The following is a 22,557-nucleotide window of genomic DNA, read 5'->3' on the forward strand; positions in this document are numbered from 1 at the left end:
ATGACATCATTCTCTCAAACCCATCGCCAGCGTCCGTCTGCCGGCCGCCGAAGCACTGGCCGCGACTGGCGCTGCCAGAAATGCTGCAAGCTTTTGGGATGCTGCAGTGACGGCGGCGTCCACGTCAACTTCGCACGTGGTCACCAGTATATCGTCAGCACGCCAGTGGCGGCGATCTGCCGCCGCTGTGGCACGCTGAACGAGATTCACAAAACCACCTGATCCGACTGACCGGCTCCCTTGGGGCCGGTCGTTTCATTTCCAATAGAGAGGCGCCCGACGCCCAGACCTGGCCACTAGGAGGCGCGCGACGCCCGGCCGAAAGGCTGGCGTCTCTTGTCTTCCAACTGGTCTGCGCTGCACGCGCAACTTGTCCGGTCCGTGAACCGGTATTCTGCAATGACTTCTTTCCCATCGCTTTTCCCACCGATTGATCAATGCAGGACGTTCCGTGACCCATCGCAGCTGATTGGCTGGCTTCACGCGCCTGCACAGGATGCCGAGGCGAAGAACGACGTTCTGAGCCATCTCCTGCGTGCGTCTGGCGGCAGGGACCGGGCGGGTGATCTCGCGGTCGAGCTGCTGCTTCTGGCCCTTTGGCCGGGGCTTTGCGTGGTGCGTCGACGGTTGTGGCCTCTCTGCCGGTGCGGAACGCTTGATGCCGATCTGCTCAGCACTCTGACAATCGGGATCAGGCGCGTGCGGTTGGGTCGTATCACCCGTGTTGCAGCCACCCTGCTGCGCAACCTCGAGCGTGATCTGCGCCGCCTCTACATTCGGGATGACCAAGCGGCACGGCTTTCGGTCGACATGGACAAGGTCGAACACGTCTTGGTCCAGCGCGAGGTCGACCGGCCCGACGTGATCCTGTCGGCAGCGCAGGCGGCGCTCGGTGCGGACGGAGCTTTGCTCGTCGCCGTCCACATCGCGGGGTTCACTCAGAAAGAGGCAGCCGATCAGCTCGGCATCAGCCACGAGGCAGCCAGAAAGCGGTGTCAACGTGCGCTGTCCCGGCTGAGGCAGCAAAATGATCTGTGATCTGTCCCAAACCGGTCCAGCCGACGGCTTTCCCTATTCAAGGCCGCCATTCCGGCGCCCGAAGAAAGGAACGGGATCGATGGGTATCCGCAATGTGGATGAGGATTTCGAGCGCCTCCCCGGCCTCTACGGGTCGTGGGACTTCGGCATGCTGCTGGAGGAAGGGCGCAGCTACCGCGTCGAGGACGGTGGGCGCACTGAGGACGGTCAGCCTCTTTTCATGGTGTTTCAGCGCTCCAGTTATCGGTGCGGAAGTGGGGTGCGGCATGACCGGTGATCTGCGCATTTGCCTCACGCAGCGAGATCTGGCTGCGCGCTGGCGCGTCAGCGGCCGGACGCTGGAACGTTGGCGGGCGCAGCGCTATGGCCCAGCCTGGATCACAATCGGTGGCTCGATCCGGTATCGCATGAGCGATGTGCTGGCTTGGGAAACCGCACACCTGACACAGCCGTAGACGATGAACGCGGGACGCCAGCAGCGTGGTCCCCGCGACAACCGAGACACTGACCGGGTGGCCGCTGGCCGCCCCGAACGTGTTGGCTCCATCACGTTTGCCACCGCCGCCGAGCAATTGCTCGACAACGGCTATGACCCCATCCCGATCAAACCGGGTCAGAAAGTGCCCGCGCTAAGCCGCTGGACCAGTGTGGAGATCGACGAGGCGGCAATCGAGACCTGGCGCGTTCGCTACGGGTCCTGCGGCGTGGGTTTGCGCACGGGCCGTCTGGTCGGTGTCGATATCGATATTCTTGATCCGGACCGCGCCCATGCGGCACAGGCCCTCGCCATGCAGCGCTTTGGCGAAACGCTCGTTCGAGTGGGGTGCTGGCCGAAACGCCTGCTGCTCTACCGGACACAGGCTCCGTTCGCCAAGATGAAGTCGGGGCAAATCGAAATACTCGGGCTCGGGCAGCAGTTTGTCGCCTTCGGTCTCCATCCCGTCACCGGCAAGCCGTATTCCTGGCCGCTGGGTGAAACCCCTTTGGAAATCCCGCTCTCGGACCTTCCGGTGATTGACCCGAAGGCGGCGGCGGCATTCCTGGCTGAGATCGGCCCGACTGACCAGCGTCCGGACAACCAACGCGGCGAAGCCAGGCGCAAGAAGGCGGCGGGGTCTGGCGATCCGGTGCGCGATGCGCAGGGACGGATCACGGACGGGCGCGATGCCTGGCTCAGCCAGATTGCCTTCCACGCCGTGCAGGACCTGCTGGAGGCCGGGGGCGCTTTAAACCTCGATCAAATCGCGGCTCAGGTCTGGCAGCGGTTCGCGGACAGCACTGATCTCACCCGTTCAAAGCAGGATGGTGTGCGCACTTACGTGCTCGCGGATGCATCCCGCAAGGTGCAGGACAAGCTTCGGCTGCATGCGATCGGCGCTCTGCCATCGCGAAGTCAGCTTGACGTTGCACCAGATTACGCCGTGCCAACGCTCACTGCCACGGCGGCCCGCGGCAAACTTGACGCTGAAATCGCAGATTTCGCGGAGGCTGCATATCTATGGCATCGCGGGGGAGCCCAGACTGAACCACCAAAACGCGCCCTGCGCGCCACCGTCGGTTTGGGCAAGAGTGTGATCAGCAGGCAGCATCTGAGCGCCCTGCAAGCCCGCTTGCGCGGCGCCGGTCTGCCTCACCGCATCGTCGTCTTTGTCGCCTCCCATGCACTGGCGGAGGAAGCAGTCACTGCTTGGGAAGAGACCGGCGTTTGTGTAGCCGGATTGCGCGGCTACGAGCGGAAGGATCCCGGAACCGGCCGGCCGATGTGCGGGAACCTCAGGACGGTGAAGGCGGCGATCTCTAATCGGAGAGACATCCAGAGTTCTGCCTGTCAAAAGAACCTGACGACCCGTTGCCCGCATTTTAACGGATGCCCGAAACAAGAGAACCGGCGCCTGATTAGCACCGCCGACGTGGTCATAGCTCCGTATGATGCAATGTTTCAGAAGCTGGCTGGGGCGATGACCGGCATTGGTGCTGTCATTGTCGATGAGGGCTGCTGGCAACGAGCGCCGAGGGTCTTGCCAGGCTTGAGCCTCGAAAGCCTCAAGGCAGAATTCCTCTCAGCGGGGCGAATATTCGGATCGGCAGTCGGCCGGGCCGCCCGCGGCGCTGACCTGGCGGCATTGCGACAACAACTACAGGCTGCCTTGGCGCGGTCCGGAGCGGGGCCGCTGAAGCGTGCGGCCTGTACCGATGAAGGGCTGGATGCAGACGCCTGCCGCGCGGCCTGCGAACTGGAGCAAAAGCGGTTCAGATCGAGCAGTCCGACAGCTGGCCAGGATGAAGGCCGTATCAAAGAGATTATCGAAGACTCGCTTTGGAATGAACGCGTCCACACGATGTTGGATCTGTGGACAGCGATTGAAACCTTCCTTGAAGGAGAGAGTCTGTGCTGCCCCACCCTTCGCATCGGCGACGCCAACCCGGCCACCGGCGATAGCATGATCCATTGTAGCCAATTGCGCACCATGCATGGCGGCTTCAGCCATCTTCCATGCCTGCATCTGGATGCAACCTTTCGAGATGCGCTTGCGGCGCCCGTTCTGGGACAGATGCGCGAGATCACGATCGATGCGGCCGCCCCCGATATGGCGGTGACACTCATTCCGGGCCCTTTCAGCAAGGGCAAACTGAACGAGGGGTTGGAGTCCAGTTCAGACCATCAGGCGAGCGCGCGGCCCGGAAGCCTTCTGGCGCAGTGCATTGACTATGTCAGGCTCGTCGCGCTGGCACATGGCGGCGATGATATCCTCGTGGTCACCAACAAAAGCATCGAACCGGTTTTCTGGGGGCTGTCAAATATCTCGACGGCGCATTTTAACGCGGTGGCAGGAATTGACGCTTGGAAAGACGTCCGTGCCCTGATTGTCATTGGCCGACCATTGCCGCGCGACAGCGATGTCTCAACCTCGGCGGGTATGCATTTGGGATCTGAGGCAGCGGGCCAGTATCATGTCACAGCCTCAGGGATATGGATGCGCGATGGCCGATCACGTGCCATCCGGGTCCTGAGACATCAACACCCGGATGCCGAGATCATGCGTGCGGCGATCTGCGATGATGAGCTTATCCAGGTCATCGGTCGAGGGCGCGGTGTGAACCGGACGGCACAGAACCCGCTGGATGTGCATATCCTTGCCGACGTTGCTCTGCCCCTTGTACACGATCGCATCGCTCCTTGGGACAGCGCCCGCCCGGGCATCTTCGAGCAGATGCTGCTGGCGAGCGTTGCCGTGGACAGCCCGTCGGACGCTCTGGCGCTCTATCCGCAAATGTTCGGATCCTTGGAGCAGGCGCGGAAGTCGTTCCAAAGGAAGCTATTTAAGGGACAAATCCCTTATGTATATATAAAGGGCTTGTCCCTTAAATCAGCCCGATATCGCCGGACTGGACGCGGGCGGTCCTGGCAGCGTGCATGGTGGATCAAAGGGGAGGATGCGACGGTGCGACGGCATCTCGAAACTGCGGTGGGTGACGTGGCTGAATGGCGACCGGATTAGCGCACGCTCTTGCACGTGCCGGTTTTGAAGCAGACGTTCATGCAAGTCGCAGCGAGCGGCTGAATTGAGCCCACATTTCCGATGTTCAGTGATGCACCGAATGGCAGCTATCTGACGGGCGAAGCTATGCCGGATGTTCCATAAGTAATTTGGTCGGGAACAGTTTAGGAGATCCGGTGTCACCCGGACCTCCCATTATTTTCGAAGAGCTGTCCGTTGTTCGCTATTCTTTTGCAGCCAGAAGGCCTTCGATCAGATCGTATGTGGCGCGGACACGGGCTTCGTTCGGATAGTTCCGGTTTGCCAGAACAACAATGCCGATCTCGTGGGCTGGCAAGAGCATCATATACCCACCAAAGCCATTGGTGGCCCCAGTCTTGTTCAGGATAACGTCCTGCTGCGGCGGCAAAGGGGGCGTAATGGCGGTGGCAGGCTGGGGCGACAGGATGAAGTCATAACCGTTGCCAGCCTCCATCGCGTCCAGATCGGCGGGCCAGGGATACTGTTCCCAGATCATGTCCTGCGTGTAATAGGCCGTCTTGGCACGACCTTCGCGTGTCCGTTCGAGGGCGGCGGCCAGCGCCGGGTCTGCATCGCCGTGACCCAGTTCTAGATCCAGCAAGCGCACCATGTCGCGGGCAGTGGATTTTACGCCGTAGGCCTCATCCGCCAGCACGCCGGGATTCACGCGGATTGGGGCGTCGGTCTCGCGATCGTAGCCGTAAGCGTACCGATCCATAGCTGTGTCCGGGACGTTGATGAAGGTGCTCGTCAGACCCATTGCCGGGAACAGGATGTCCTCTGCCGCCTGCGCGTATGACATGCCCATCGCGTCTGCGGTAATGTGCCCCAACAGGCCGATACTGACATTCGAATAGCTGCGGGTGCCCGGCTGTGGCGGTTGCCAATCGGCCAGCCAGTCGATCAGTGCGGGAACATTCTGCACCTCGTCCGGGACTTGCAGCGGCAGACCGCCGGTGACGTGTGTGGCAAGGTCGATAAGCTTGATGCCGTCAAAGGCAGAGCCCTTCAGATCTGTCAGGCTGTCCGACACAGGGGCGTCAAGGTCAATCTGACCCTTTTGTTCGGCCAGTGCCGCAAGTGTTGCGTTGAATATCTTGCTGATTGATCCCAGTTCGAAGATCGTCTCTGGCGATGCCGCGACCTCACCCTCTCTTGCAGCAAGTCCGGTCGAATAGAAATGCTGTTTGCCACGGAAGGTGATGCCGACCACCAGTCCGGGGATGTCGTATTCGGCAATCACTGGCGCGAAGCTGTCACGTGCCATTTCGGCAACCTGCTTGTCAGTCATGCCTTGTGCGGCCAGTGCGGTAGGAAGGGACAGCACCGCAGCCGCTGTAAGGGTCCAAGTCTTCATCTCTGCCTCGTTGTTATTATGTTTTATGGTTTTGCGGATTTATTGCGTATCATACTGACGCTCAAACACGACTTTACTTTTTGAAGGATTCGCGCGGCAACGCGCTCATGTTCAAAATTGGGGTTTCATGCAGCAGTTCCTTAAAGCGGACCTCAGCACAATTTGCAGCGAACAACCGCTCTCGTGCCGCATGAAGCACAGCGGCCGGCTTAATGGCGACGATGGGGCCCGTGATCCTTGGCGCCGAGTTCCTGCGGTAAGCGCAGTTGATCCGGCGCTGGCGATAGGATCAATGCCCGTCCAAGTTGGCGGTCAATGACGCAAAATGTCATAAATTGTCGATATTACAATGGGTTGATGAGCCTGCTACACTGCCTTGCACGAGGGTTTCATTTCGCAGGGCGGGGTCATGGCGGCAAGATCAACAGCAGATGCACAGTCCGAGACCACGCCCGTGGGCGCCTCGGCCATCCGGCAGGTTGCAACCTCGGACCTCATTCCCTACGCCCGCAACGCGCGCACCCACAGCGAGGCGCAGGTGGCTCTGATCGCGGGATCGATCCGGGAGTTCGGCTTCAATAATCCGGTGCTGGTCGATGGGCAGAGCGGCATTATCGCGGGCCACGGCCGGGTGCTGGCGGCGCAGAAGCTGGGGCTGGCAATGGTGCCTGTGATCGAGCTCACCCACCTGAGCGAGGCGAAGAAGCGGGCCTACATCCTTGCCGACAACCGGCTGGCCGAGCAGGCCGGGTGGGACCGGGAGCTCTTGGGGTTGGAACTGGCGGACCTCTCGGATCTGGGGCTGGATCTGGCCGATATCGGCTTCGAGGGAGCGGAGCTCGACGCGCTGCTGAACCACGGCGCGGCGGATCCCAAAGAGGAGGCAACGCCAGACGTTCCTGAAACGCCGGTGTCGCGGTCAGGTGATCTCTGGCATTTGGGCGGTCACAGCCTGATGTGTGGAGACGCGACGACCAGCGAACACGTGGCGCAATTGCTCAAAGGCGTCTCGCCGCATCTGATGGTCACAGACCCGCCTTACGGCGTGATGTACGATCCCGAGTGGCGCAACCGGGCAGGGACCTCGGAGACCAAGCGCACCGGCAAGGTGCTGAATGACGATCGGGCCGACTGGCGCGAGGCCTGGGCGCTGTTTCCGGGCGACGTGGCCTATGTCTGGCACGGTGCGCTTCACGCCACGACGGTGGCCGACAGCTTGCAAGCGAGCGGGTTTGACATCCGGAGCCAGATCATTTGGGCCAAGGATCGGCTGGTGTTGAGCCGGGGCCACTATCACTGGCAGCATGAGCCCTGCTGGTACGCGGTGCGCGGCAGGGGCCACTGGTCCGGAGATCGCACGCAGACCACCCTCTGGTCGATCCCGAACCGCGATCAGGACGCGGCAACGGTGCATGGCACGCAAAAGCCGGTGGAGTGCATGCGCCGCCCAATGCTGAACAACTCCAGCCAAGGGAAAGCCGTGTATGAACCCTTCTCGGGCTCTGGCACGACGATCATCGCCGCCGAGAGCTGCGGGCGGGTCTGCCATGCGATGGAACTCGACCCGGCCTATATCGACGTCGCGGTCCTGCGCTGGCAGACCTTCTCGGGACAGCAGGCGCGGCTTGCGGGAACCGACCGCACCTTCGCGGATGTCTCGCATGAACGGGGGAATGCATGACCCAGAGCCGCACGCTCTCCGCGCTCGAGGCGGCAACAAATGTGGTCCTCGGCTGGCTTGTCGCCATGATCACGCAACTGCTGGTCTTTCCGGTGATTGGCCTGCAAGTGATGCTGTGGCAGAACCTGGCACTGAGCGGCGTGTTCACCGCCGTGTTGTTTCTGCGCAGTTACGTCCTTCGCCGCCTCTTCGTGCGGCTGAACCGCTGATGGGACGGCTGCCAATACCCCTGACGCAAACACAACGCCAATGGAGGCATCCACACTCTTCGACCCGATCGACGCTGGGGGGGCGGGTCACACTCTGGAAGGCGACACCGTGGACCGGCGGCCTCAGCAACATTTTCGCACGGCCATGATTGCGACCGAGGGTCAAACCGGTTGATCTGATGAAGGAGACCACAGGTGCCACCGCGCGGGCCGAAGACCAAACCGACCAATCTCAAGATCCTGACCGGAACCGCGCGCGCCCACCGGCTCAATCCGAACGAGCCAAAACCTGAGATTGCCCAACCTGAACCGCCGGAGCATCTGACTGATGCCGCGCGCGAGGAGTGGGACCGTGTCGCCGTTGAATTGGTAACCTTGGGGATTCTGACGCATCTCGATCGCGGCGCCCTCGCAGCCTATTGTCAGGCCTATGGCCGCTGGAGCGCTGCAGAGACGGCGCTGGCGCGCATGGCAGAACGGGACGCTGTGACTGAGGGGCTGATCGTCAAGACCAAGAGCGGCAACCTGATCCAGAACCCGCTGGTGGGGGCGGCAAACAAGGCGATGGCCGATATGGTGCGCTATGCGGCCGAGTTCGGGTTGACGCCCTCGGCGCGGACCCGCGTGGCTGGGATAAGCGAAGCAGGGCCCGATGCATTCTCCAAGTTTGACGAATGGTTGGCCTGATGGGCAGGCGTGGACGCAAGCCGATGCCCAAGGTCGTTGAAGGCGGCACGGCCGCGTTCGCAGCGTTGCCGCGCTGCCCGCCGCATCTGACTGCGGTTGCCCGCAGGGAGTGGCGCCGTCTGGCATCTCCTCTGCATTCCGTCGGAGTTCTGACGGTGGCGGATCGCGCGGCGCTTGCGGTCTATTGCCAAGCCTACAGCCGTTGGGTGGAGGCAGAGGAAAAGCTCGCGACCACACCGATGCTGCTCAAGACGCCGAGCGGCTATGTGCAGCAATCGCCCTGGCTCTCGGTCGCCAACAAGCAGATGGAGTTGATGGCGCGCTATATGGGAGAGCTGGGGCTGACCCCGGTCGCGCGGGCGCGCCTCGACATCGCTCAGGACAGTCCGACGGATCAGGTGACGACGATCGAGTTCGTGACGGTCTACACCGACAAGGAGGGCAACCGATGCGAACGGCCGCTCGATCTTACCAGAGGGGTAGGGTCTGACGGTGAAAGTGACGTCAAAACAATAAGCTATAAGTGAGATGGCCAGCTTCGAGCGTTCCAATCGGGCGTGGGATTGCGTACACATCTGCCAAACCCACGTTAGGCAGGTTTGTACATGCTCCACCCAACTCCGAAGCTCGTTGCCTATGAGCGGGTCTCGACCGCGAGGCAGGGGCGATCGGGTCTTGGTCTGGAGGCACAGCGCAAGGCGATCGATGACTTTGCGGCATCGCGCGCGGCGGATGTCATTGGCCGCTTCACTGAAGTCGAAAGCGGCGGCAAGGATGCCCGGCCCGAACTCGCCAAAGCTCTGCATCTGGCCAAGCTCACAGGGGCGACGCTGGTCATTGCCAAGCTGGACCGGCTCAGCCGCAATGCGGTGTTCCTGCTGACCCTGCGGGACAGTGGCGCGCGCTTCCTCGCCGTCGACATGCCCGAAGCCAATGATCTGACCGTCGGCATCATGGCCCTCGTCGCCCAGCAGGAGCGCGAGGCGATCTCGCGGCGCACAAAAGAGGCGCTGGCAGCCGCGAAGGCGCGTGGCGTGAAGCTCGGCAATCCCAACGGGGCAGCGGCGCTCAAACGGGCAGGGAAGGGGGGCGAGGCGCTCCGGCGAACAGTGAGTGCAAATGCCGACCAGTTCGCCCACGACCTTAAGGCGGTGGTGCAGGATATCCGTGCTCAGGGCCATGAGACGCTGCGGGCTATGGCTGGAGAGTTGAACCAGCGCGGAATCCTCACACGGCGGGGTGGGATGTGGCATGTGTCCAGTGTCAAGAACCTGATCCGCAGGATTGATTGTACAGGTGGCGCCGGCAGTTAGCGCGGTTGCTCCATCACGGCAAACAACGGGCTGCGGGCTGAACAACAAGGTCGAGAACTCTCACCGGCCGTTCCGACGACGGGAGCGGCTTTGCCTGCACCTGATATCACACCCTTAGAGCCAAGGCGGCAATTCGAAAGCTGAATCTGAAAAGGGCTCCGGTGACACTAGGTTTGCCCGCTCATCTGGACTGCGCAACTGATAGAAGAGATGTGGCAATCCCAGAGAAGGATCGTTTGTGGCATTTGGATAGGGCACAGCGGCCTGCCATTTGGGATGATACCGGATCATACCCGCGACGCTGCGATAGGGTAAATCGAGAAGTGCAGACGCGATGCGCCGGTTTTGTGCATCTTGCCCGGGGCCGCCAGTACCACCGGCGATAGCTGCGGCAATGGCGTAGTGATGCAACGATGTGTATGGCTGGCATCCGACCTCCGGGGTGGAGAGCGCGCCAAATCTATCCGTGTAATCGTCGGCAAAGCGAAGGCCCATTTCATCGCGGGGTAATCCGATCACTGTGCCCACGATTGCGCCCCGCGCCTTTTCCCCTACAATTTCCGAAAACATGCGGTGGAGTGCACCATACTGCAAGTAGAGCAAGACGGGCAGAGGGTTTTCCATGAATTGCAAATGGAACGTCGCCATGTCTGCGGCGTGAAAATGGGTAAAGGCCAGGACGGCCGGATCCTCTTTGCGGATGTCGTCCAGAATTTCACGCCAGTTGCCGTCAATTTTGCGCGTGACGCGGGGACGTGCGGCCTCCCACCCGAACTGTTCCGAGACTGAAGCCATCGCATTGGCAATGACGATGCTGTACGGTTTTGGCCCCGACAGAATCGCGATGCGGCGATTTCGTGGTTTCCATTGTTTGGAATCCCGCAGCCAAGACAGAAATTTGATGAAGCCCTGACCGTACCAATACTCAGCCGGATCCCCCATGAAGCAGCCAAAGTAGCGATTGGGGTCGCTTGCTATGGTGTCGTGGTGCTGTAACAGAGTGTTGTGGTGAATATAAATTATGCCCGCATCGGCAATGGTTTCATATTCGGAATTTTGCGAGCCGATATTGTAGCCATTGATGATCGCATGCACGTGGTGGTCGGCAATTAGGGTCCGCGCAGCCCGAACCACCTTTTCCGCGCTCTGGTTGCCAGTGTCCATGAAAACTGGAACGAGCTTTCGTCCGTTTATGCCGCCGCGCGCGTTTACTTCGTCGATCGCCATCAGCAGTCCATTGCGAAATTCACGCCCATCATCGGCGGATGTACCGGTCAATGGAACCATGCTTCCTATCGGGATGGTATCAAGCGACACTGCGGTCTTCTCCTAGGCAAGCGATCCTGTTTATCAGATTTACCCAACTCATGGGTCCGGCTCAAACAGCAAGTTGTGCATCAGGACGCGCAAGCCCGGCGGGCTGACAGGCTTGATCATCAAGGGAAACCCCTGATCGCGGATCGACTGTATCAGGTCGGGACTGGTATCCGCTGTCATGACAAGCGTCGGACAGGGTTCTTTCAGTATGGAGTTAATGTCGCGTGCAACGTCCGTGCCTTGGATTTTCCCCTGCAACCGGTAATCCGTTATAATGATATCCGGAATATCGTCCAAATCTGCGACACTGGCCGCGACATCGTCGAACACATCCAGCTGCATGACGATGATGCCCCAACGCTCAAGAAGCGTGGTCAAAGCGTCGCGCAGATTGGCGTCGTCTTCCAGTAACAGACAAACCAGCCCGGCAAACTGGCCACCAATGCTTTCGTTGATTTCCGGCTCGCCGATGGAGCTGTACAGCGCGTTGCCAATCGGCACATCCAACGAAAACACCGATCCCTCGCCCAAGCTACTTTTTAACTCAATCGGGTGCCCTAGCATCTCGGCCAGCCGTCTGGATATGTTCAGCCCCAACCCCAGATTGTGACGCCCCGACAATTGTTTGTCCGCAATGCGAAAGAATTCCTGAAAAATGGCCTCATGATACTCTTCCTCAATTCCTGCCCCGGTATCGATGACCATGATCCTCAGACGCGCCCCCCGGCGTTTGCAGCCTACGATCACCCGCCCGCTCGCGGTATACCGCAGGGCATTGCTGACAAAATTGCTCAGCACTCGTTCCAGCAGGACGCGGTCGCTGACGATTGCAACCGAGCAGGGAAGAATGCGCAGGTCGAGCCCCACCTCGCGGGCCTGATGCGCGAACTGGACGTTCAGGCGTTCCAGTATCGTTGAAACCTGAAACGTCTGGATATTGGGATGGATCCTACCGGCATCCAGTTGACCGATATTGAGAAGCGCGCCAAGCAAGTCTTCCATGATAGACACCGAGATGTCCATCGCATGCAGCGCTTCTTCTCGTTCTCGGGCGGTTTCAGCTTCGTAGCAGCCGTAGATGAGGATTTTCAGCGCCGTAAGCGGCTGGCGCAGATCATGGTTCGCAGCGCGTAGGAAACGCGATTTACTCTGATCCGCCGTCTTCGCGGTATCAAGCGCTCGTAAAAGGGCCTCCTGCACACGTTCTGTTTCAGTTACGTCACGAAGCATCGTAACCGAACCTGCCTGCGCCAGCGGCCAGGATTCAAGCAGACAAACTGAGCCATCACAGAAACGCAATCTGATAGGCCCGGCATTTTCGCCATTCGTCCAATGCTCGGCTCCATCGCATTGAGTTGCCTCAAGCAGAATGCCGCGGGTGCTTGCGTCTTTGAGAAACTCCGACTGGCTCATGCCAATCTGTTCGGAATCAAGCGCGAAGCGGAACCTTTCGGCAAAGGCCGGATTGCAGCCTGAAAGCGTTTGGTGCGCTGTCCAGACCGCAATGCCATGGCCAACATGTTCAAACGCTGCTGCGTCGTTCGCGAGGGATGGTTCCGGGTGGCTCACGGCTTGGTGCCGATAGCTTTGAGGGCTCCGGCGTTCTCCACCGCAAACCGGATTGCTGCCTCGCGAGATTTTAGGCCAATCTTCTTGATCGCGTTGCCCAGATGAACTCTGACGGTCTGGCGACTTATTTCAAGTGTATCCGCGATTTCAGACACTGGCGCGCCGCCGCCCAGCATCACCATGATTTCAGCCTCGCGTCTGGTAAGATCCGCGCCCGGAAAGCTAGCGGCGGGTGGCTTCGTCGAAACGGCTGCCGGTTCGGCCTGCGTCCGGGCCAGAATATCGCGGGGAAAAGCTACCTCTCCGGCAAGCACACGCGACAGTGCGTGTTTGATCTCCAGCGCGTTGGCAGACTTCGGAATGTAGCCGATTACACCGTGCTGAATTGCCCGAAGCACATATTCGGAATCCTCGTGAACCGAGACAATCACAACAGGAATGCTTGGAAACTTGTTTCGAATCAGGCGCAAGCCTTCAAACTCATTGAAACCCGGCATGATGAGGTCAACCAGCAGCAGGCCAATGCCCGGATTTTGCTCTAGCACCGAAACGGCCTCAACGAAGCTGGACGCTTCCAAAACCGAGACGTCGTCGTCAAGGCCACGTGCGACCTGTTTGAGTGATTGACGCACGACCCAATGATCGTCCGCTATCAAGAGTTTCAACGCGGATGGCTGTGCGTCGGCTCTTTCCATCTTGATCATCCTACGGTTGCTGCGATGCCTTTCTCTGAAAGGCGTTCGTTCAGGACGTATCCCGTTATTTTAATGGTATTACCCCATCCGTCTAATCGCGTTCCGCGAGATTGCCAACCATCGGGACCGCTTTGATGAATTAGTCAACAATACCCGGTCAGGACATGTCGCTGATATAGACGTATCATCTATACTTTCACCTATGAGCTCGCAGCGCTATCAATGTGTCAATCAACAGGAAATCCCCAACGAGAATTGATATCGTGAGCAATATTACTTTGAAACTATATTTCAAAAAAAACAGAACTCACAGCAATTAATCAACTCAAAGCTACCAGATTTATCGTTGACAGGTCGATTTTTCTGACACTACGGTATTATCATATCGTCTAGACTTAATGCCTAATTTTGCGCGATTCGACATAAATAATGGCGATGCACGGACTTTGGCAGAATGTGCACGCGCCGCGTCAACCGGAGGGAAAAATGACGACACCCAATGCAAAGAACTCAAATCAGCGTGGGCGCATGCTGACGCGCCGCACGGCTCTTAAGCTGTCGGCCGGTGGAGCAGTGATGGGGCTGGCCGCACCCGCCCTGTCGCAGGGTATGAGCGACAAGCTATTGATCGGAGTGCCGTCGTCACTGTCGACACCTTACGGGGTGGCGGATGACACCGATCACCTGAACGGCACCAATCTGGCGCTTGAAGAAATCAATGCAGCGGGTGGCGTTTTGGGCCGCGAAATTGAGTTGTTCATACCGGATGTGGACAAGCTTTCGCCCGAAAGCTGCCGACAGGCGATTGCGGCCTGCATCGACAAGAAGGTGCACGCGATTTCTAACTCGTTCCTGTTCGCGCCGATCCCGGCGATGGACGAGTCGGCCAAATACAAATGCCCCTATGTTCAGGGCAATACCCAACGGACGGCGACCGAGATGTATCGCTCTGATCCCGAGAAATACAGCCACGTCCTTCAGACCGATCCATCAGAGGTGAACTATGGCTGGACCTATCCGCTCTGGCTGAAGAAAATGGAAGAAACAGGCCTCTGGACCCCCAAGAACCGCAAGATCCACATCGTGGCCGAGCAAGTTGGCTATTGCCAGACCATCCTGAAGGCGGCACGCGAGGCGATCCCGAACTATGACTTTGAACTCGCCGAAGTCACGGACATCCAATATCCGGTCAACGACTGGAGTCCAGTGATCCAGCGGCTGAAAGAAGTCGATGCGGGCGCGATCATGATCGACCACTGGGTCGCCGCCGAATACGCGGCCTTTTGCAAGCAATTCTCGGCCGATCCGGTCGAAAATTCTCTAGTCTATCTGCAGTATGGCCCGTCGCAACCTGAATTCCTAGAATTGGGGCGGCGCGCCACCGAAGGATTCTGCTGGAGCACGGTTTTAGGCGTTTACGGCGATGAAACTGGTCAGGAATTCCGCAAAAAATATTTGGCGCGCTTTCCCGAATACGAGGGCAACATGGGTCTGGTCTATACCGGCAACGGCTATGACATCATGAACTATCTCAAGCTGGCTTGGGAGGCGACCGGTGACCCCGAGGATTTTGCGGCGAACGTGGCATGGATCCGCAACAATCCGTACCGCGGCGTCAACGGCATGATGAACATGAACAACGACCTGCAAGAGGCGCTGCACTTTCCGGACAATGGTTTCGGAAATCAGGCAGCAGAGCTGGAAGATGGCATGAGCCAACTGTTCGTGCAGGTTCAGGATCGTGAACACAAGGTGATCTGGCCGAATGAAATCGCCGAGTCGTCCCTGCGCCCCGCCCCGTGGTGGACCTGAGGTCGTAGACCATGAACACGCTGGCAACGCAGGTTGAGCCGATTTTCTCGGGCAAAAACCTCTCTCTGGATTTGGGTGGGCGCGAAGTCCTTACGGATATCGGTTTCGACCTGAAATCCGGTGAAGTTCTGGGGATCATCGGACCGAACGGTGCCGGAAAAACAAGCCTGCTGGAGATTCTCTCCGGCAGGTATCAGCCCAAGACCGGCAAGGTGATGTATGAAGGCAAAGACATCACCAGACTGCCATTGTTCGAACGCGCGAGGCTCGGCATCGGGAGAACCTATCAGACCCCTATCGTTCCCGAAGACCTGAGTGTAGGCGAGGCGTTCAAGGCAGCGCGTCAGGCCTTTCGCCCATGGCTGACGCGGTTCGATGCAGAATACGGGGCGCAGCTGGTCCATTTTACCACGCCACACGACATGCATTGCTCGCGGCTCAAGACGTTCGAGCGCCGCAAGTTGCTGATGGCAAACCTGCTCATGCGCCAGCCCAAGGTGCTGCTGATGGATGAGCCGGCGGCAGGGCTGATTAACGCCGAAATCGATGAGATCGATCAGATCTTGCGAATGTTGTCCAAGGAAATGAACGTGGGGGTTCTAATCGTTGAGCACCGGATCGAGTTGTTAGAATCAATCGCGGATCGGGTGATCGTAATGGACGCAGGTGAGGTGATCGCACAAGGCGAACTGGCCGAGATTATCGACAGCCCCGCCGTGCGCGCCGCCTATTTTGAGGGCGTCTAGAGCGGTGGGGGGATCGACATGAAAGAAGTTCTGAAAGTCGAAGGCCTGTCGGCAGGCTATGGCGCATTGCGGGTGTTGCACGATCTAGACCTTGTCATTCATCCGGGTGAAAGGATCGGGATCGTCGGCCTGAACGGGCACGGCAAGACCACGCTGTTTTATGCCATTGCCGGATTGACCGGCTGGCAGCGCGGCTCAATCCTGCTGAACGGTCAACAAATTGGGCGCTCGCGCAGTCAGGGGGCGGGGCGCTACACGCACAAGATTGTCCGCCAAGGGCTGGCGATCATGCCTCAAGGCGACGAAATTTTCAACGGGCTGACAGTAGAAGAGCATCTCGACAGCGGTGCCTTCACACCCGAAGCATGGCGCACCCGCAAGGATCGCAAGGAACGCGTGCTCAATCTGTTCGAGCCTTTGCGTAAGCTGATGAAAACGCCCGTGGGGCGGCTTTCGGGTGGTGAGCGGCGAATGGTGTCTATCGGGCGCGGCCTGATGACCGATGCCAAGCTTTACCTGTCGGACGAGCCCTCTTTGGGCCTCGCGCCCAAGATCGGGCTGGCGGTGATGGACGCGCTAATGGCGATCGACCTCAAGGACAGCGCGATGTTCATCGCCGAACAGAACGTGGCGCTGTTGGAGGGTCGCGTTGACCGGATCATCGGAATGCACGCCGGCAAGCTTAAGGGCGAGGCATCCTCGGGGGTGCAGCTGGGCAGCGGCGGATGACGAAGTCTCAATCTGATTTGAATACGGGAAGGTAGTGGAATGGACCTAACATTCGTCCTGACGAATGCCATCATCGTGGCGTGTATATACGGGCTGATCGCAATCGCGGTGTCCATCACCTGGTCCAGCCTGGGGCTGATCAATCTGGCCTATGGCTTTATCTTTTCCTTCGCTGGATATGGTGCGTGGATGGTGGCCGAATATCTGACCGAGAACCCGTTTTTGGTGGCCGCCTCAGGCATTGCCGTCGGCGCATTGGGAGGCGTCATCGTCTGCCTGACCGTGTTCATACCACTGCATGACAAACCGAATTTCACAACACGCGGGATGATCGCCACGCTAGCGATCAGTCTGATCGGAAGTCAGGCGTTTTTGATGTATTTCGGCCCCCGTCCCAAGGCGCTACCCGAGTTTTTCGGCTTCTGGAAGATTGATTTTCTGGGCATCATCCTGACCTCGGACAAGATTGGCATCGTGGTCTGCTCCATATTGATGCTGGTCGTGGTGGTGTTCTGGATGCGCGGCAGTCGTCGCGGATTGGAAATACGCGCTATGATGATGAATCCGCATGCGGCTGCAATTGTCGGAATAGGCATCCGCAGCACTGGAATTTACGTCATGGCCATGACTGGTGCAATGGCAGGGCTTGCGGCAATTCTTCTGTCACAGACCTATTACATCTCGCCATTCAGCGGCCTGACACCTTTGATCAAGGGCGTCAGTATCGCGCTATGCGGCGGACTGGGCTCAGTGCAGGGGGCCGTCATCGCGGCTGTTCTTCTGGGGCTAGTCGAGGCGCTGACGAACAAGTTTCTTGGCGGTCAATACGTCCTGATGACCCAATTTCTGGTCATCATCGCGATCCTGATTGTGCGGCCAAGGGGAATTTCAGGACTGCTGGACAAGGCGCGCGAACAATGAGCGGTTCAAACCGGAAAGACTATGTTTGGCGCAATCCACTTTCGGTTTGGGGAACATCTACCGACAATGAAAAGGTCGCCTCGATCCATGTGCCCGATCCGCGTGACGTCTGGGACGAAAGCCTTGGATACAAGGTTGCGACATCCAAGGTCGGTCGTCTTAAGCACTACATCATCTGGCCAACCCATGGCGGCAGGGTGTGGAACCGGCTGCGATGGTGGCCAACGCGGCGCAACTTGCTGCACATTAAAGGGCAGTACAACCGCAAGACGCTGGCTGCCGAAAAGAAGATTGTTGACCGCCGGCCGATCTACTGGGCCATCTGCCTGCTGATCATCGCTTTGGGTCCGTTTTTCTTTCCCGCCAGCATGATGAACACTCTGATGACTGCCGGTGCGATTTTTGGCGTCTTTGCCGCGATCAACGTGTGCTGGACTCTGGTCATTGGCACAGCCAGCATTTTTTCGCTGGCGACCTATGCCGTGGTGGGCACGGCGGGGTTTATAACGTCATGGCTGTCGATCAAATACGGGATTCCCTGGTATCTGCTACCCTTCATCGGCAGTGGCGTCGGGTTAGTCTTTGGCGCTGCCATCGCCATTCCGGCACTACGTTTGGACGGCTTTTATTACGCGCTGCTCACGCTGGGCCTGAACGAGCTGTGCCGGGTATTTTTTACCACATCGAAAGAATTTGGATCAGCCTCGGGCGGTCTTTACGGCGCATCGACCTTCGTCAACGACAAGTGGGAGCCGATGACCCAGTCGATGGTGACCTATTACGCATCCTTTGCCCTGCTGATTGCGGCGCTGTTTCTGTTTCGATTAATCAACGGCAAACGGCTGGGGCGTGTCCTGCGCATGGCCCCGGAAAAGCGCGAGGCTTTCGCGGCTGCCTGCGGCGTCGACTACAAGCGCGCTAGGGTCACGATTTTTGTCGTCACGTCGATCGCTCTAGGGTTTATCGGTGGTTTTTACTCCGCTCAATACCGCGGAATCGCTTTTTCGATTTTTGGGTTCGATACCGTCCTTCTGGGGTTGGCGATGTTGGCCATTGGCGGGATCGGCAAAGCCGAAGGCGCCATTCTGGGAACGCTGATTGTGGTGTTTCTGGACAAAGTTCTGCTGGAATTGGGGCCAATCCGGCACTTCATGATCGGCGCGATGATGCTGGCTGCTGTCCTCTTTCTGAACAATGGCTATTTCGGGATAAAGCAACAATTCAATGCATGGCGTGACAAGAAACGCGGTGAATGGCGGTCTTCACGATCTGAGAAGGGCGGCGAAGCCCTGCCGGAAGAGGCCACCGAGATCGACGACAAGGACGAGCTTTACTTCCGTCGCTTCGACAAACTTCAGCGCGACTATCTCAAGGGCCTTGTGACACCGCAGATCATTGACGAGCACAGAACCCAACCTCTTGGCCAACACAGCGAAGCGTTGGAGCGCGTGCTGCTCTACTTCCGGCGCGCCAAGATGGAGGACAAATATGCACTTCACCGCGCCGGGCCTAATGGGCCTTACAAGATCATCGCCTTTTCTGGAGAGCGTGGCGTATCGCCCCGTCTGGTGGATGATCGTGAATATGTCACTCTGGATGAGGCCTATCATGGCGTCTTCATGCGCCGCGTTCACGACCTGATGGAATCCTGAGGGGGGATGACAATGACGCAAAACGACAAAACGCCCCCAGTGCTGGATGCCGATGACCATGTGCGCGCACAATTTGACGCCATGACGCGCAAATATCTGCTGACGGTATTGAACGACGACATCATCGAAGAATACCGCCAGAAATCGACTGGCCATCAAAGCGAACCATTGGCGCGACTGCTGGCGTGGTGTCACCGTCGCCCAATGGACCAACAATACTCGCTCAGACAGGCCAGCGATGGCGGCTATCGGATAATCCGCATGTCAGGGCGGCGCGGCGTGCCCCCCACATATGTCGGTGAGACGATTTTCACGACAATCGGCGACGCACATCACGGCGTTTTTCTACAACATATCCAAGATTTGACAGGTGGCTGACCATGGCTCAACAGAAAATATTCGGCTACGCGAACCGCATTTCGGTCAAGCAAGGGGAAGAGATCACCTTTCATGCCAACGCTGACGGCGCAACCTCGGCTAAGGCCCAGCTAGTTCGTCTGATCCACGGCGACGCGCATGAAGCCGGGCCGGGTTATATGGAGGAAGAGATCGCAAACCCTGTCAACGGGAGTTGGTCGGTCGACAAACACTTCACTCAACTTGGCAATTATTTGACGGTGAACGATCCTGACAATCGCCTGGCGGTGGATGGGCCGTTGTCGATGTATTGCCATGTCTGGCCAACGCTGCCGCACCGCGGTCGGCGCCAGACGATAATGGGGCGATGGGACACTTTGAACAAGACGGGCTATGGCCTTGGCATCAACCCCGATGGGCATCTGGAATTCTGGGTGGGCGACGGCAAAGAGGTCGATTACGTCACGTCCGAATTGCCGCTGATGACCAAGGTCTGGTATTTCGTCGGCGTCACGTGGGATCCGGCCAGCGGCAAGGCGACACTGCATCAGGAAGGCGTGTTGAACCGCTATAACTCGCTGGTCGGACCGGTGGTGCCCTATGACTTTCGCAGCCATGTTAGTCAGACATTCCGCTTTCGTCAGGTGAACAAACCCGATGTGCCGTTCCTTGTGGGCGGCGCTCGGGATTCCCATGCTCTGCGCGGCTTTTTCATAAATGATCTCTATGCTGGCAAAGTCGATCGCCCGGTGATCTGCAACCGAGTGCTTGCTCGTACGGAAATGGATGCCTGCCGCGGTGGCGATAAACCGGCCGAAGATGCAATTCTGGCCTATTGGGACACGGCTGCGGGTTACAGCAGCGATGGCATTCGCAACGAGGTGGTCGATGCCGGCCCGAACGGGTTGACGGCCACCGGCCACAACCATCCGGTGCGCGGCATGACCGGCTGGAACTGGAACGGCAAGGACGACAGTTTTCGCATTGATCCCGAACAATACGGCGGGATCGAGCTTCATCCGGATGCAGTAACTGACTGTCGTTGGCCGGAAACCAACCGCATGACGATTCCGAACGACCTGCCCAGCGGGATCTACGCAATCCGCCTGCGGGTCGGCCCCGGCGAGGGCATTGCCGAGGAATATATCGTCTTTATCGTCCGTTCACTGCAACCCACGGCAAAGCTGTGTTTTTTGGTGCCTACCGCCAGCTATCTAGCCTACGGAAACGAGAGCCTCAGTTTCAACGCGGATATTATTCAACCAATGACGGGCCAGCCGCCGGTCGTGACCGATATCGATGTCGAAACCTATGAGCATGGCGAATATGGCCTGTCGACCTACGACTCGTTCGAAGACGGCGCCGGGGTCTGCTTTACGTCGTATCTGCGTCCAATTATCAACATGCGACCCAAGTATCGCATGTCCAGCATGAACATTACGTGGCAATTCCCGGCCGATCTGTCGATTGTCGCCTGGATCGCGCATCAGGGCTATGATTGCGAGTTTATCACCGATGAAGATCTGGATCGCGAAGGGCTGGACCTGCTCAAGAATTTCAACTGTGTGATAACGGGCACTCACCCAGAATACGTCTCGGAACGTATGCTGGACGCGCAAGAGGATTTTGTGACCCAAGGGGGACGCCTGATCTATATGGGTGGCAACGGCTATTACTGGGCTATCGGTTTCGATGAAGAGCAACCCAGTTGCATGGAGGTGCGTAAACTTGACGCCGGTATGCGTGCTTGGGCGGCCCGCGCTGGTGAATACTATTTGCAGACTACTGGCGAGCGTAGTGGTCTCTGGCGAAGCCGGGGCAGGGCACCGCAGAAACTGCTGGGTGTGGGTATGATCGCTGAAGGTTTTGAGACGGCCTCGCCCTACCGCAAGATGCCCGATGCGTGGCACCGCACCGTGTCGTGGATCACCGCAGGTATCGAGGGCGAGATTATTGGCGATGAGGGCCTGGCCTATGGCGGGGCCGCAGGGATCGAAGTCGATCGTTACGACCTTAGCCTCGGAACGCCCCCACATACGAAGCTCATTGCTGCCTCGGGAGGACATTCTGACAACTATGTGCTTGTTACTGAAGAGTTGCTCTATGCCTATGCAGGACTGGTAGGATCGCTGGACTACCGTATCCGAGCCGACGTGACCTTCTTCACCGCACCGAATAATGGTGCAGTGTTCAGCACCGGATCAATCGGCTACGGGCAGGCACTCCCCGCGAGTAATTTCGACAACAGCGCGGCGAAGATGCTGGCCAATGTCGTCGATGCATTCATCAAGGACGGACCTTTGCCTGGCCAGAAATGGACTTTGGAAGAGAAGCAGTGGAGATAGTCCGAAGCGGCTCATATCTTGATTGAGGTTTTTTATTGAGCCCAGAAGCGCCCTGCTAAGGGAGGCTGTGTTGAGGCAGGAAGGTTAGTTGTCTAGCTTATCTGAATGACAAAACGCAGCTCTCTTTGCTATTTCAGCACCTCGCCTGAGATCTTCTGCTCGGCGATGATGTTGTGCGTCCGTCTCCGGCATTCCCTTCGGAAGGTCGAGGATCTCTAGCATAGGCGTGGTATAGGTCTTCATCATTTGGTCGCGGCATTCTATTTTTGAATCTCCGCGTCCGACGATCAACTGGATTACCAATTCGAGTCACCCGGAAGATAGGGTCATTGGAAATCAAGAGGTTAGGTAATGGAGAAGGTTCGACGCCAGTCCCGTTCCCTCCGCCACTTGCCCTTGAGAAACTGTTCTCCCTTTCCGGCTGAGCCCGAATTTTTCCATTATATTCAAAGGTTATGCGGGTTAGGTTGAGCACCGCCTATGCTAGAAATCGTGTAAATCTGTTCTCTCTGGGCTGTTGTTCTCTGAAGCTGATGACTGCGCCTATTTGGTGTTCAGGTTGTAAGGTGCTGCTTTAGAATGATTTATTTGAAATCCCAATATTGACT

Annotated in this window: 21 protein-coding genes; 17 read left to right on the forward strand and 4 right to left on the reverse strand. The window is 58.3% G+C overall.

Going from position 1 to position 22,557, the window contains the following annotated elements:
* The 5 genes from U3654_RS03835 to U3654_RS03855 all read left to right on the forward strand — a co-directional run bounded on the left by U3654_RS03835 (position 1) and on the right by U3654_RS03855 (position 4,538).
* Positions 1-222 carry a hypothetical protein gene (locus tag U3654_RS03835; protein WP_324754039.1) on the forward strand — a complete coding sequence of 74 codons (222 nt, stop codon included), beginning with the start codon at positions 1-3 and terminating at the stop codon, positions 220-222.
* Positions 223-399: 177 nt separating this feature from the next.
* Entirely contained in the window at positions 400-1,038 is a 639-nt protein-coding gene (locus U3654_RS03840) for a sigma factor-like helix-turn-helix DNA-binding protein (RefSeq protein ID WP_324754040.1), read from the forward strand.
* 79 nt (positions 1,039-1,117) lie between these two features.
* A complete protein-coding gene (locus tag U3654_RS03845) occupies positions 1,118-1,315 on the forward strand; it encodes a hypothetical protein (protein ID WP_324754041.1) in 198 nt (65 codons plus the stop codon).
* Positions 1,305-1,493, forward strand: coding sequence for a helix-turn-helix transcriptional regulator (locus U3654_RS03850; RefSeq protein WP_324754042.1), 189 nt, complete (start codon positions 1,305-1,307; stop codon positions 1,491-1,493). The genes U3654_RS03845 and U3654_RS03850 overlap by 11 nt, the downstream gene beginning before the upstream one ends.
* A 3-nt stretch (positions 1,494-1,496) precedes the next feature.
* Positions 1,497-4,538 carry a bifunctional DNA primase/polymerase gene (locus U3654_RS03855; RefSeq protein WP_324754043.1) on the forward strand — a complete coding sequence of 1,014 codons (3,042 nt, stop codon included), beginning with the start codon at positions 1,497-1,499 and terminating at the stop codon, positions 4,536-4,538.
* A 223-nt stretch (positions 4,539-4,761) separates the two neighbouring features.
* Here U3654_RS03855 and ampC read toward each other — a convergent pair whose 3' ends face one another.
* Entirely contained in the window at positions 4,762-5,916 is a 1,155-nt protein-coding gene (gene ampC, locus U3654_RS03860) for a class C beta-lactamase (RefSeq protein ID WP_324754044.1), read from the reverse strand.
* Positions 5,917-6,325: 409 nt separating this feature from the next.
* On the opposite strand from ampC, the gene U3654_RS03865 reads away from it, so the two are divergent.
* The 5 genes from U3654_RS03865 to U3654_RS03885 all read left to right on the forward strand — a co-directional run bounded on the left by U3654_RS03865 (position 6,326) and on the right by U3654_RS03885 (position 9,806).
* Positions 6,326-7,597 carry a site-specific DNA-methyltransferase gene (locus tag U3654_RS03865; protein ID WP_416384577.1) on the forward strand — a complete coding sequence of 424 codons (1,272 nt, stop codon included), beginning with the start codon at positions 6,326-6,328 and terminating at the stop codon, positions 7,595-7,597.
* Complete coding sequence (locus U3654_RS03870; RefSeq protein WP_324754046.1) at positions 7,594-7,806, forward strand: DUF7220 family protein; 213 nt, start codon at positions 7,594-7,596, stop codon at positions 7,804-7,806. Before U3654_RS03865 ends, U3654_RS03870 begins: the two co-directional genes overlap by 4 nt.
* 195 nt (positions 7,807-8,001) lie before the next feature.
* Positions 8,002-8,493 carry a phage terminase small subunit P27 family gene (locus U3654_RS03875; protein ID WP_324754047.1) on the forward strand — a complete coding sequence of 164 codons (492 nt, stop codon included), beginning with the start codon at positions 8,002-8,004 and terminating at the stop codon, positions 8,491-8,493.
* Between the two features lie 23 nt (positions 8,494-8,516).
* The gene (locus U3654_RS03880) at positions 8,517-9,020 is read left to right on the forward strand and encodes a phage terminase small subunit P27 family (RefSeq protein ID WP_324754048.1); all 504 of its coding nucleotides are present in this window, start codon (positions 8,517-8,519) and stop codon (positions 9,018-9,020) included.
* A gap of 78 nt (positions 9,021-9,098) precedes the next feature.
* The gene (locus U3654_RS03885) at positions 9,099-9,806 is read left to right on the forward strand and encodes a recombinase family protein (protein ID WP_324754049.1); all 708 of its coding nucleotides are present in this window, start codon (positions 9,099-9,101) and stop codon (positions 9,804-9,806) included.
* 114 nt (positions 9,807-9,920) lie between these two features.
* On the opposite strand, the gene U3654_RS03890 is transcribed toward U3654_RS03885, so the two are convergent.
* The 3 genes from U3654_RS03890 to U3654_RS03900 are packed head-to-tail and all read right to left on the reverse strand — an operon-like array spanning position 9,921 to position 13,396.
* A complete protein-coding gene (locus U3654_RS03890; protein ID WP_324754050.1) occupies positions 9,921-11,123 on the reverse strand; it encodes an ABC transporter substrate-binding protein in 1,203 nt (400 codons plus the stop codon).
* 48 nt (positions 11,124-11,171) lie between these two features.
* Positions 11,172-12,692, reverse strand: a complete 1,521-nt coding sequence (locus U3654_RS03895; RefSeq protein WP_324754051.1) for an ATP-binding protein — start codon at positions 12,690-12,692, stop codon at positions 11,172-11,174.
* The gene (locus U3654_RS03900; protein ID WP_324754052.1) at positions 12,689-13,396 is read right to left on the reverse strand and encodes a response regulator transcription factor; all 708 of its coding nucleotides are present in this window, start codon (positions 13,394-13,396) and stop codon (positions 12,689-12,691) included. Before U3654_RS03900 ends, U3654_RS03895 begins: the two co-directional genes overlap by 4 nt.
* Before the next feature lie 477 nt (positions 13,397-13,873).
* Between U3654_RS03900 and U3654_RS03905 the strand changes: the two genes are divergently transcribed.
* The 7 genes from U3654_RS03905 to U3654_RS03935 are packed head-to-tail and all read left to right on the forward strand — an operon-like array spanning position 13,874 to position 21,949.
* A complete protein-coding gene (locus U3654_RS03905) occupies positions 13,874-15,199 on the forward strand; it encodes an ABC transporter substrate-binding protein (RefSeq protein WP_324754053.1) in 1,326 nt (441 codons plus the stop codon).
* Positions 15,200-15,210: 11 nt separating this feature from the next.
* Positions 15,211-15,945, forward strand: a complete 735-nt coding sequence (locus tag U3654_RS03910; protein ID WP_324754054.1) for an ABC transporter ATP-binding protein — start codon at positions 15,211-15,213, stop codon at positions 15,943-15,945.
* 18 nt (positions 15,946-15,963) lie between these two features.
* Complete coding sequence (locus U3654_RS03915; protein ID WP_324754055.1) at positions 15,964-16,674, forward strand: ABC transporter ATP-binding protein; 711 nt, start codon at positions 15,964-15,966, stop codon at positions 16,672-16,674.
* Between the two features lie 39 nt (positions 16,675-16,713).
* Positions 16,714-17,595, forward strand: coding sequence for a branched-chain amino acid ABC transporter permease (locus U3654_RS03920; protein WP_324754056.1), 882 nt, complete (start codon positions 16,714-16,716; stop codon positions 17,593-17,595).
* Complete coding sequence (locus U3654_RS03925) at positions 17,592-19,247, forward strand: branched-chain amino acid ABC transporter permease (RefSeq protein ID WP_324754057.1); 1,656 nt, start codon at positions 17,592-17,594, stop codon at positions 19,245-19,247. Before U3654_RS03920 ends, U3654_RS03925 begins: the two co-directional genes overlap by 4 nt.
* 12 nt (positions 19,248-19,259) lie before the next feature.
* Entirely contained in the window at positions 19,260-19,625 is a 366-nt protein-coding gene (locus U3654_RS03930) for a hypothetical protein (protein WP_324754058.1), read from the forward strand.
* Positions 19,626-19,627: 2 nt separating this feature from the next.
* Positions 19,628-21,949, forward strand: coding sequence for a N,N-dimethylformamidase beta subunit family domain-containing protein (locus U3654_RS03935; RefSeq protein ID WP_324754059.1), 2,322 nt, complete (start codon positions 19,628-19,630; stop codon positions 21,947-21,949).
* Positions 21,950-22,557: the final 608 nt, after the last annotated feature.

The sequence above is a fragment of the Roseovarius sp. Pro17 genome (assembly GCF_035599575.1).
Taxonomy (GTDB): domain Bacteria; phylum Pseudomonadota; class Alphaproteobacteria; order Rhodobacterales; family Rhodobacteraceae; genus Roseovarius.

Excerpts from the sequence above, each read along its gene's own strand:
- U3654_RS03880 (WP_324754048.1), top strand. The coding sequence starts at position 8,517 with ATGCCCAAGGTCGTTGAAGGCGGCACGGCCGCGTTCGCAGCGTTGCCG.
- U3654_RS03900 (WP_324754052.1), bottom strand. The coding sequence starts at position 13,396 with ATGATCAAGATGGAAAGAGCCGACGCACAGCCATCCGCGTTGAAACTC.
- U3654_RS03915 (WP_324754055.1), top strand. The coding sequence starts at position 15,964 with ATGAAAGAAGTTCTGAAAGTCGAAGGCCTGTCGGCAGGCTATGGCGCA.
- U3654_RS03885 (WP_324754049.1), top strand. The coding sequence starts at position 9,099 with ATGCTCCACCCAACTCCGAAGCTCGTTGCCTATGAGCGGGTCTCGACC.
- U3654_RS03930 (WP_324754058.1), top strand. The coding sequence starts at position 19,260 with ATGACGCAAAACGACAAAACGCCCCCAGTGCTGGATGCCGATGACCAT.
- U3654_RS03840 (WP_324754040.1), top strand. The coding sequence starts at position 400 with ATGACTTCTTTCCCATCGCTTTTCCCACCGATTGATCAATGCAGGACG.
- U3654_RS03905 (WP_324754053.1), top strand. The coding sequence starts at position 13,874 with ATGACGACACCCAATGCAAAGAACTCAAATCAGCGTGGGCGCATGCTG.
- U3654_RS03925 (WP_324754057.1), top strand. The coding sequence starts at position 17,592 with ATGAGCGGTTCAAACCGGAAAGACTATGTTTGGCGCAATCCACTTTCG.
- U3654_RS03855 (WP_324754043.1), top strand. The coding sequence starts at position 1,497 with ATGAACGCGGGACGCCAGCAGCGTGGTCCCCGCGACAACCGAGACACT.
- U3654_RS03865 (WP_416384577.1), top strand. The coding sequence starts at position 6,326 with ATGGCGGCAAGATCAACAGCAGATGCACAGTCCGAGACCACGCCCGTG.
- ampC (WP_324754044.1), bottom strand. The coding sequence starts at position 5,916 with ATGAAGACTTGGACCCTTACAGCGGCTGCGGTGCTGTCCCTTCCTACC.
- U3654_RS03850 (WP_324754042.1), top strand. The coding sequence starts at position 1,305 with ATGACCGGTGATCTGCGCATTTGCCTCACGCAGCGAGATCTGGCTGCG.
- U3654_RS03870 (WP_324754046.1), top strand. The coding sequence starts at position 7,594 with ATGACCCAGAGCCGCACGCTCTCCGCGCTCGAGGCGGCAACAAATGTG.
- U3654_RS03935 (WP_324754059.1), top strand. The coding sequence starts at position 19,628 with ATGGCTCAACAGAAAATATTCGGCTACGCGAACCGCATTTCGGTCAAG.
- U3654_RS03835 (WP_324754039.1), top strand. The coding sequence starts at position 1 with ATGACATCATTCTCTCAAACCCATCGCCAGCGTCCGTCTGCCGGCCGC.
- U3654_RS03910 (WP_324754054.1), top strand. The coding sequence starts at position 15,211 with ATGAACACGCTGGCAACGCAGGTTGAGCCGATTTTCTCGGGCAAAAAC.
- U3654_RS03920 (WP_324754056.1), top strand. The coding sequence starts at position 16,714 with ATGGACCTAACATTCGTCCTGACGAATGCCATCATCGTGGCGTGTATA.
- U3654_RS03845 (WP_324754041.1), top strand. The coding sequence starts at position 1,118 with ATGGGTATCCGCAATGTGGATGAGGATTTCGAGCGCCTCCCCGGCCTC.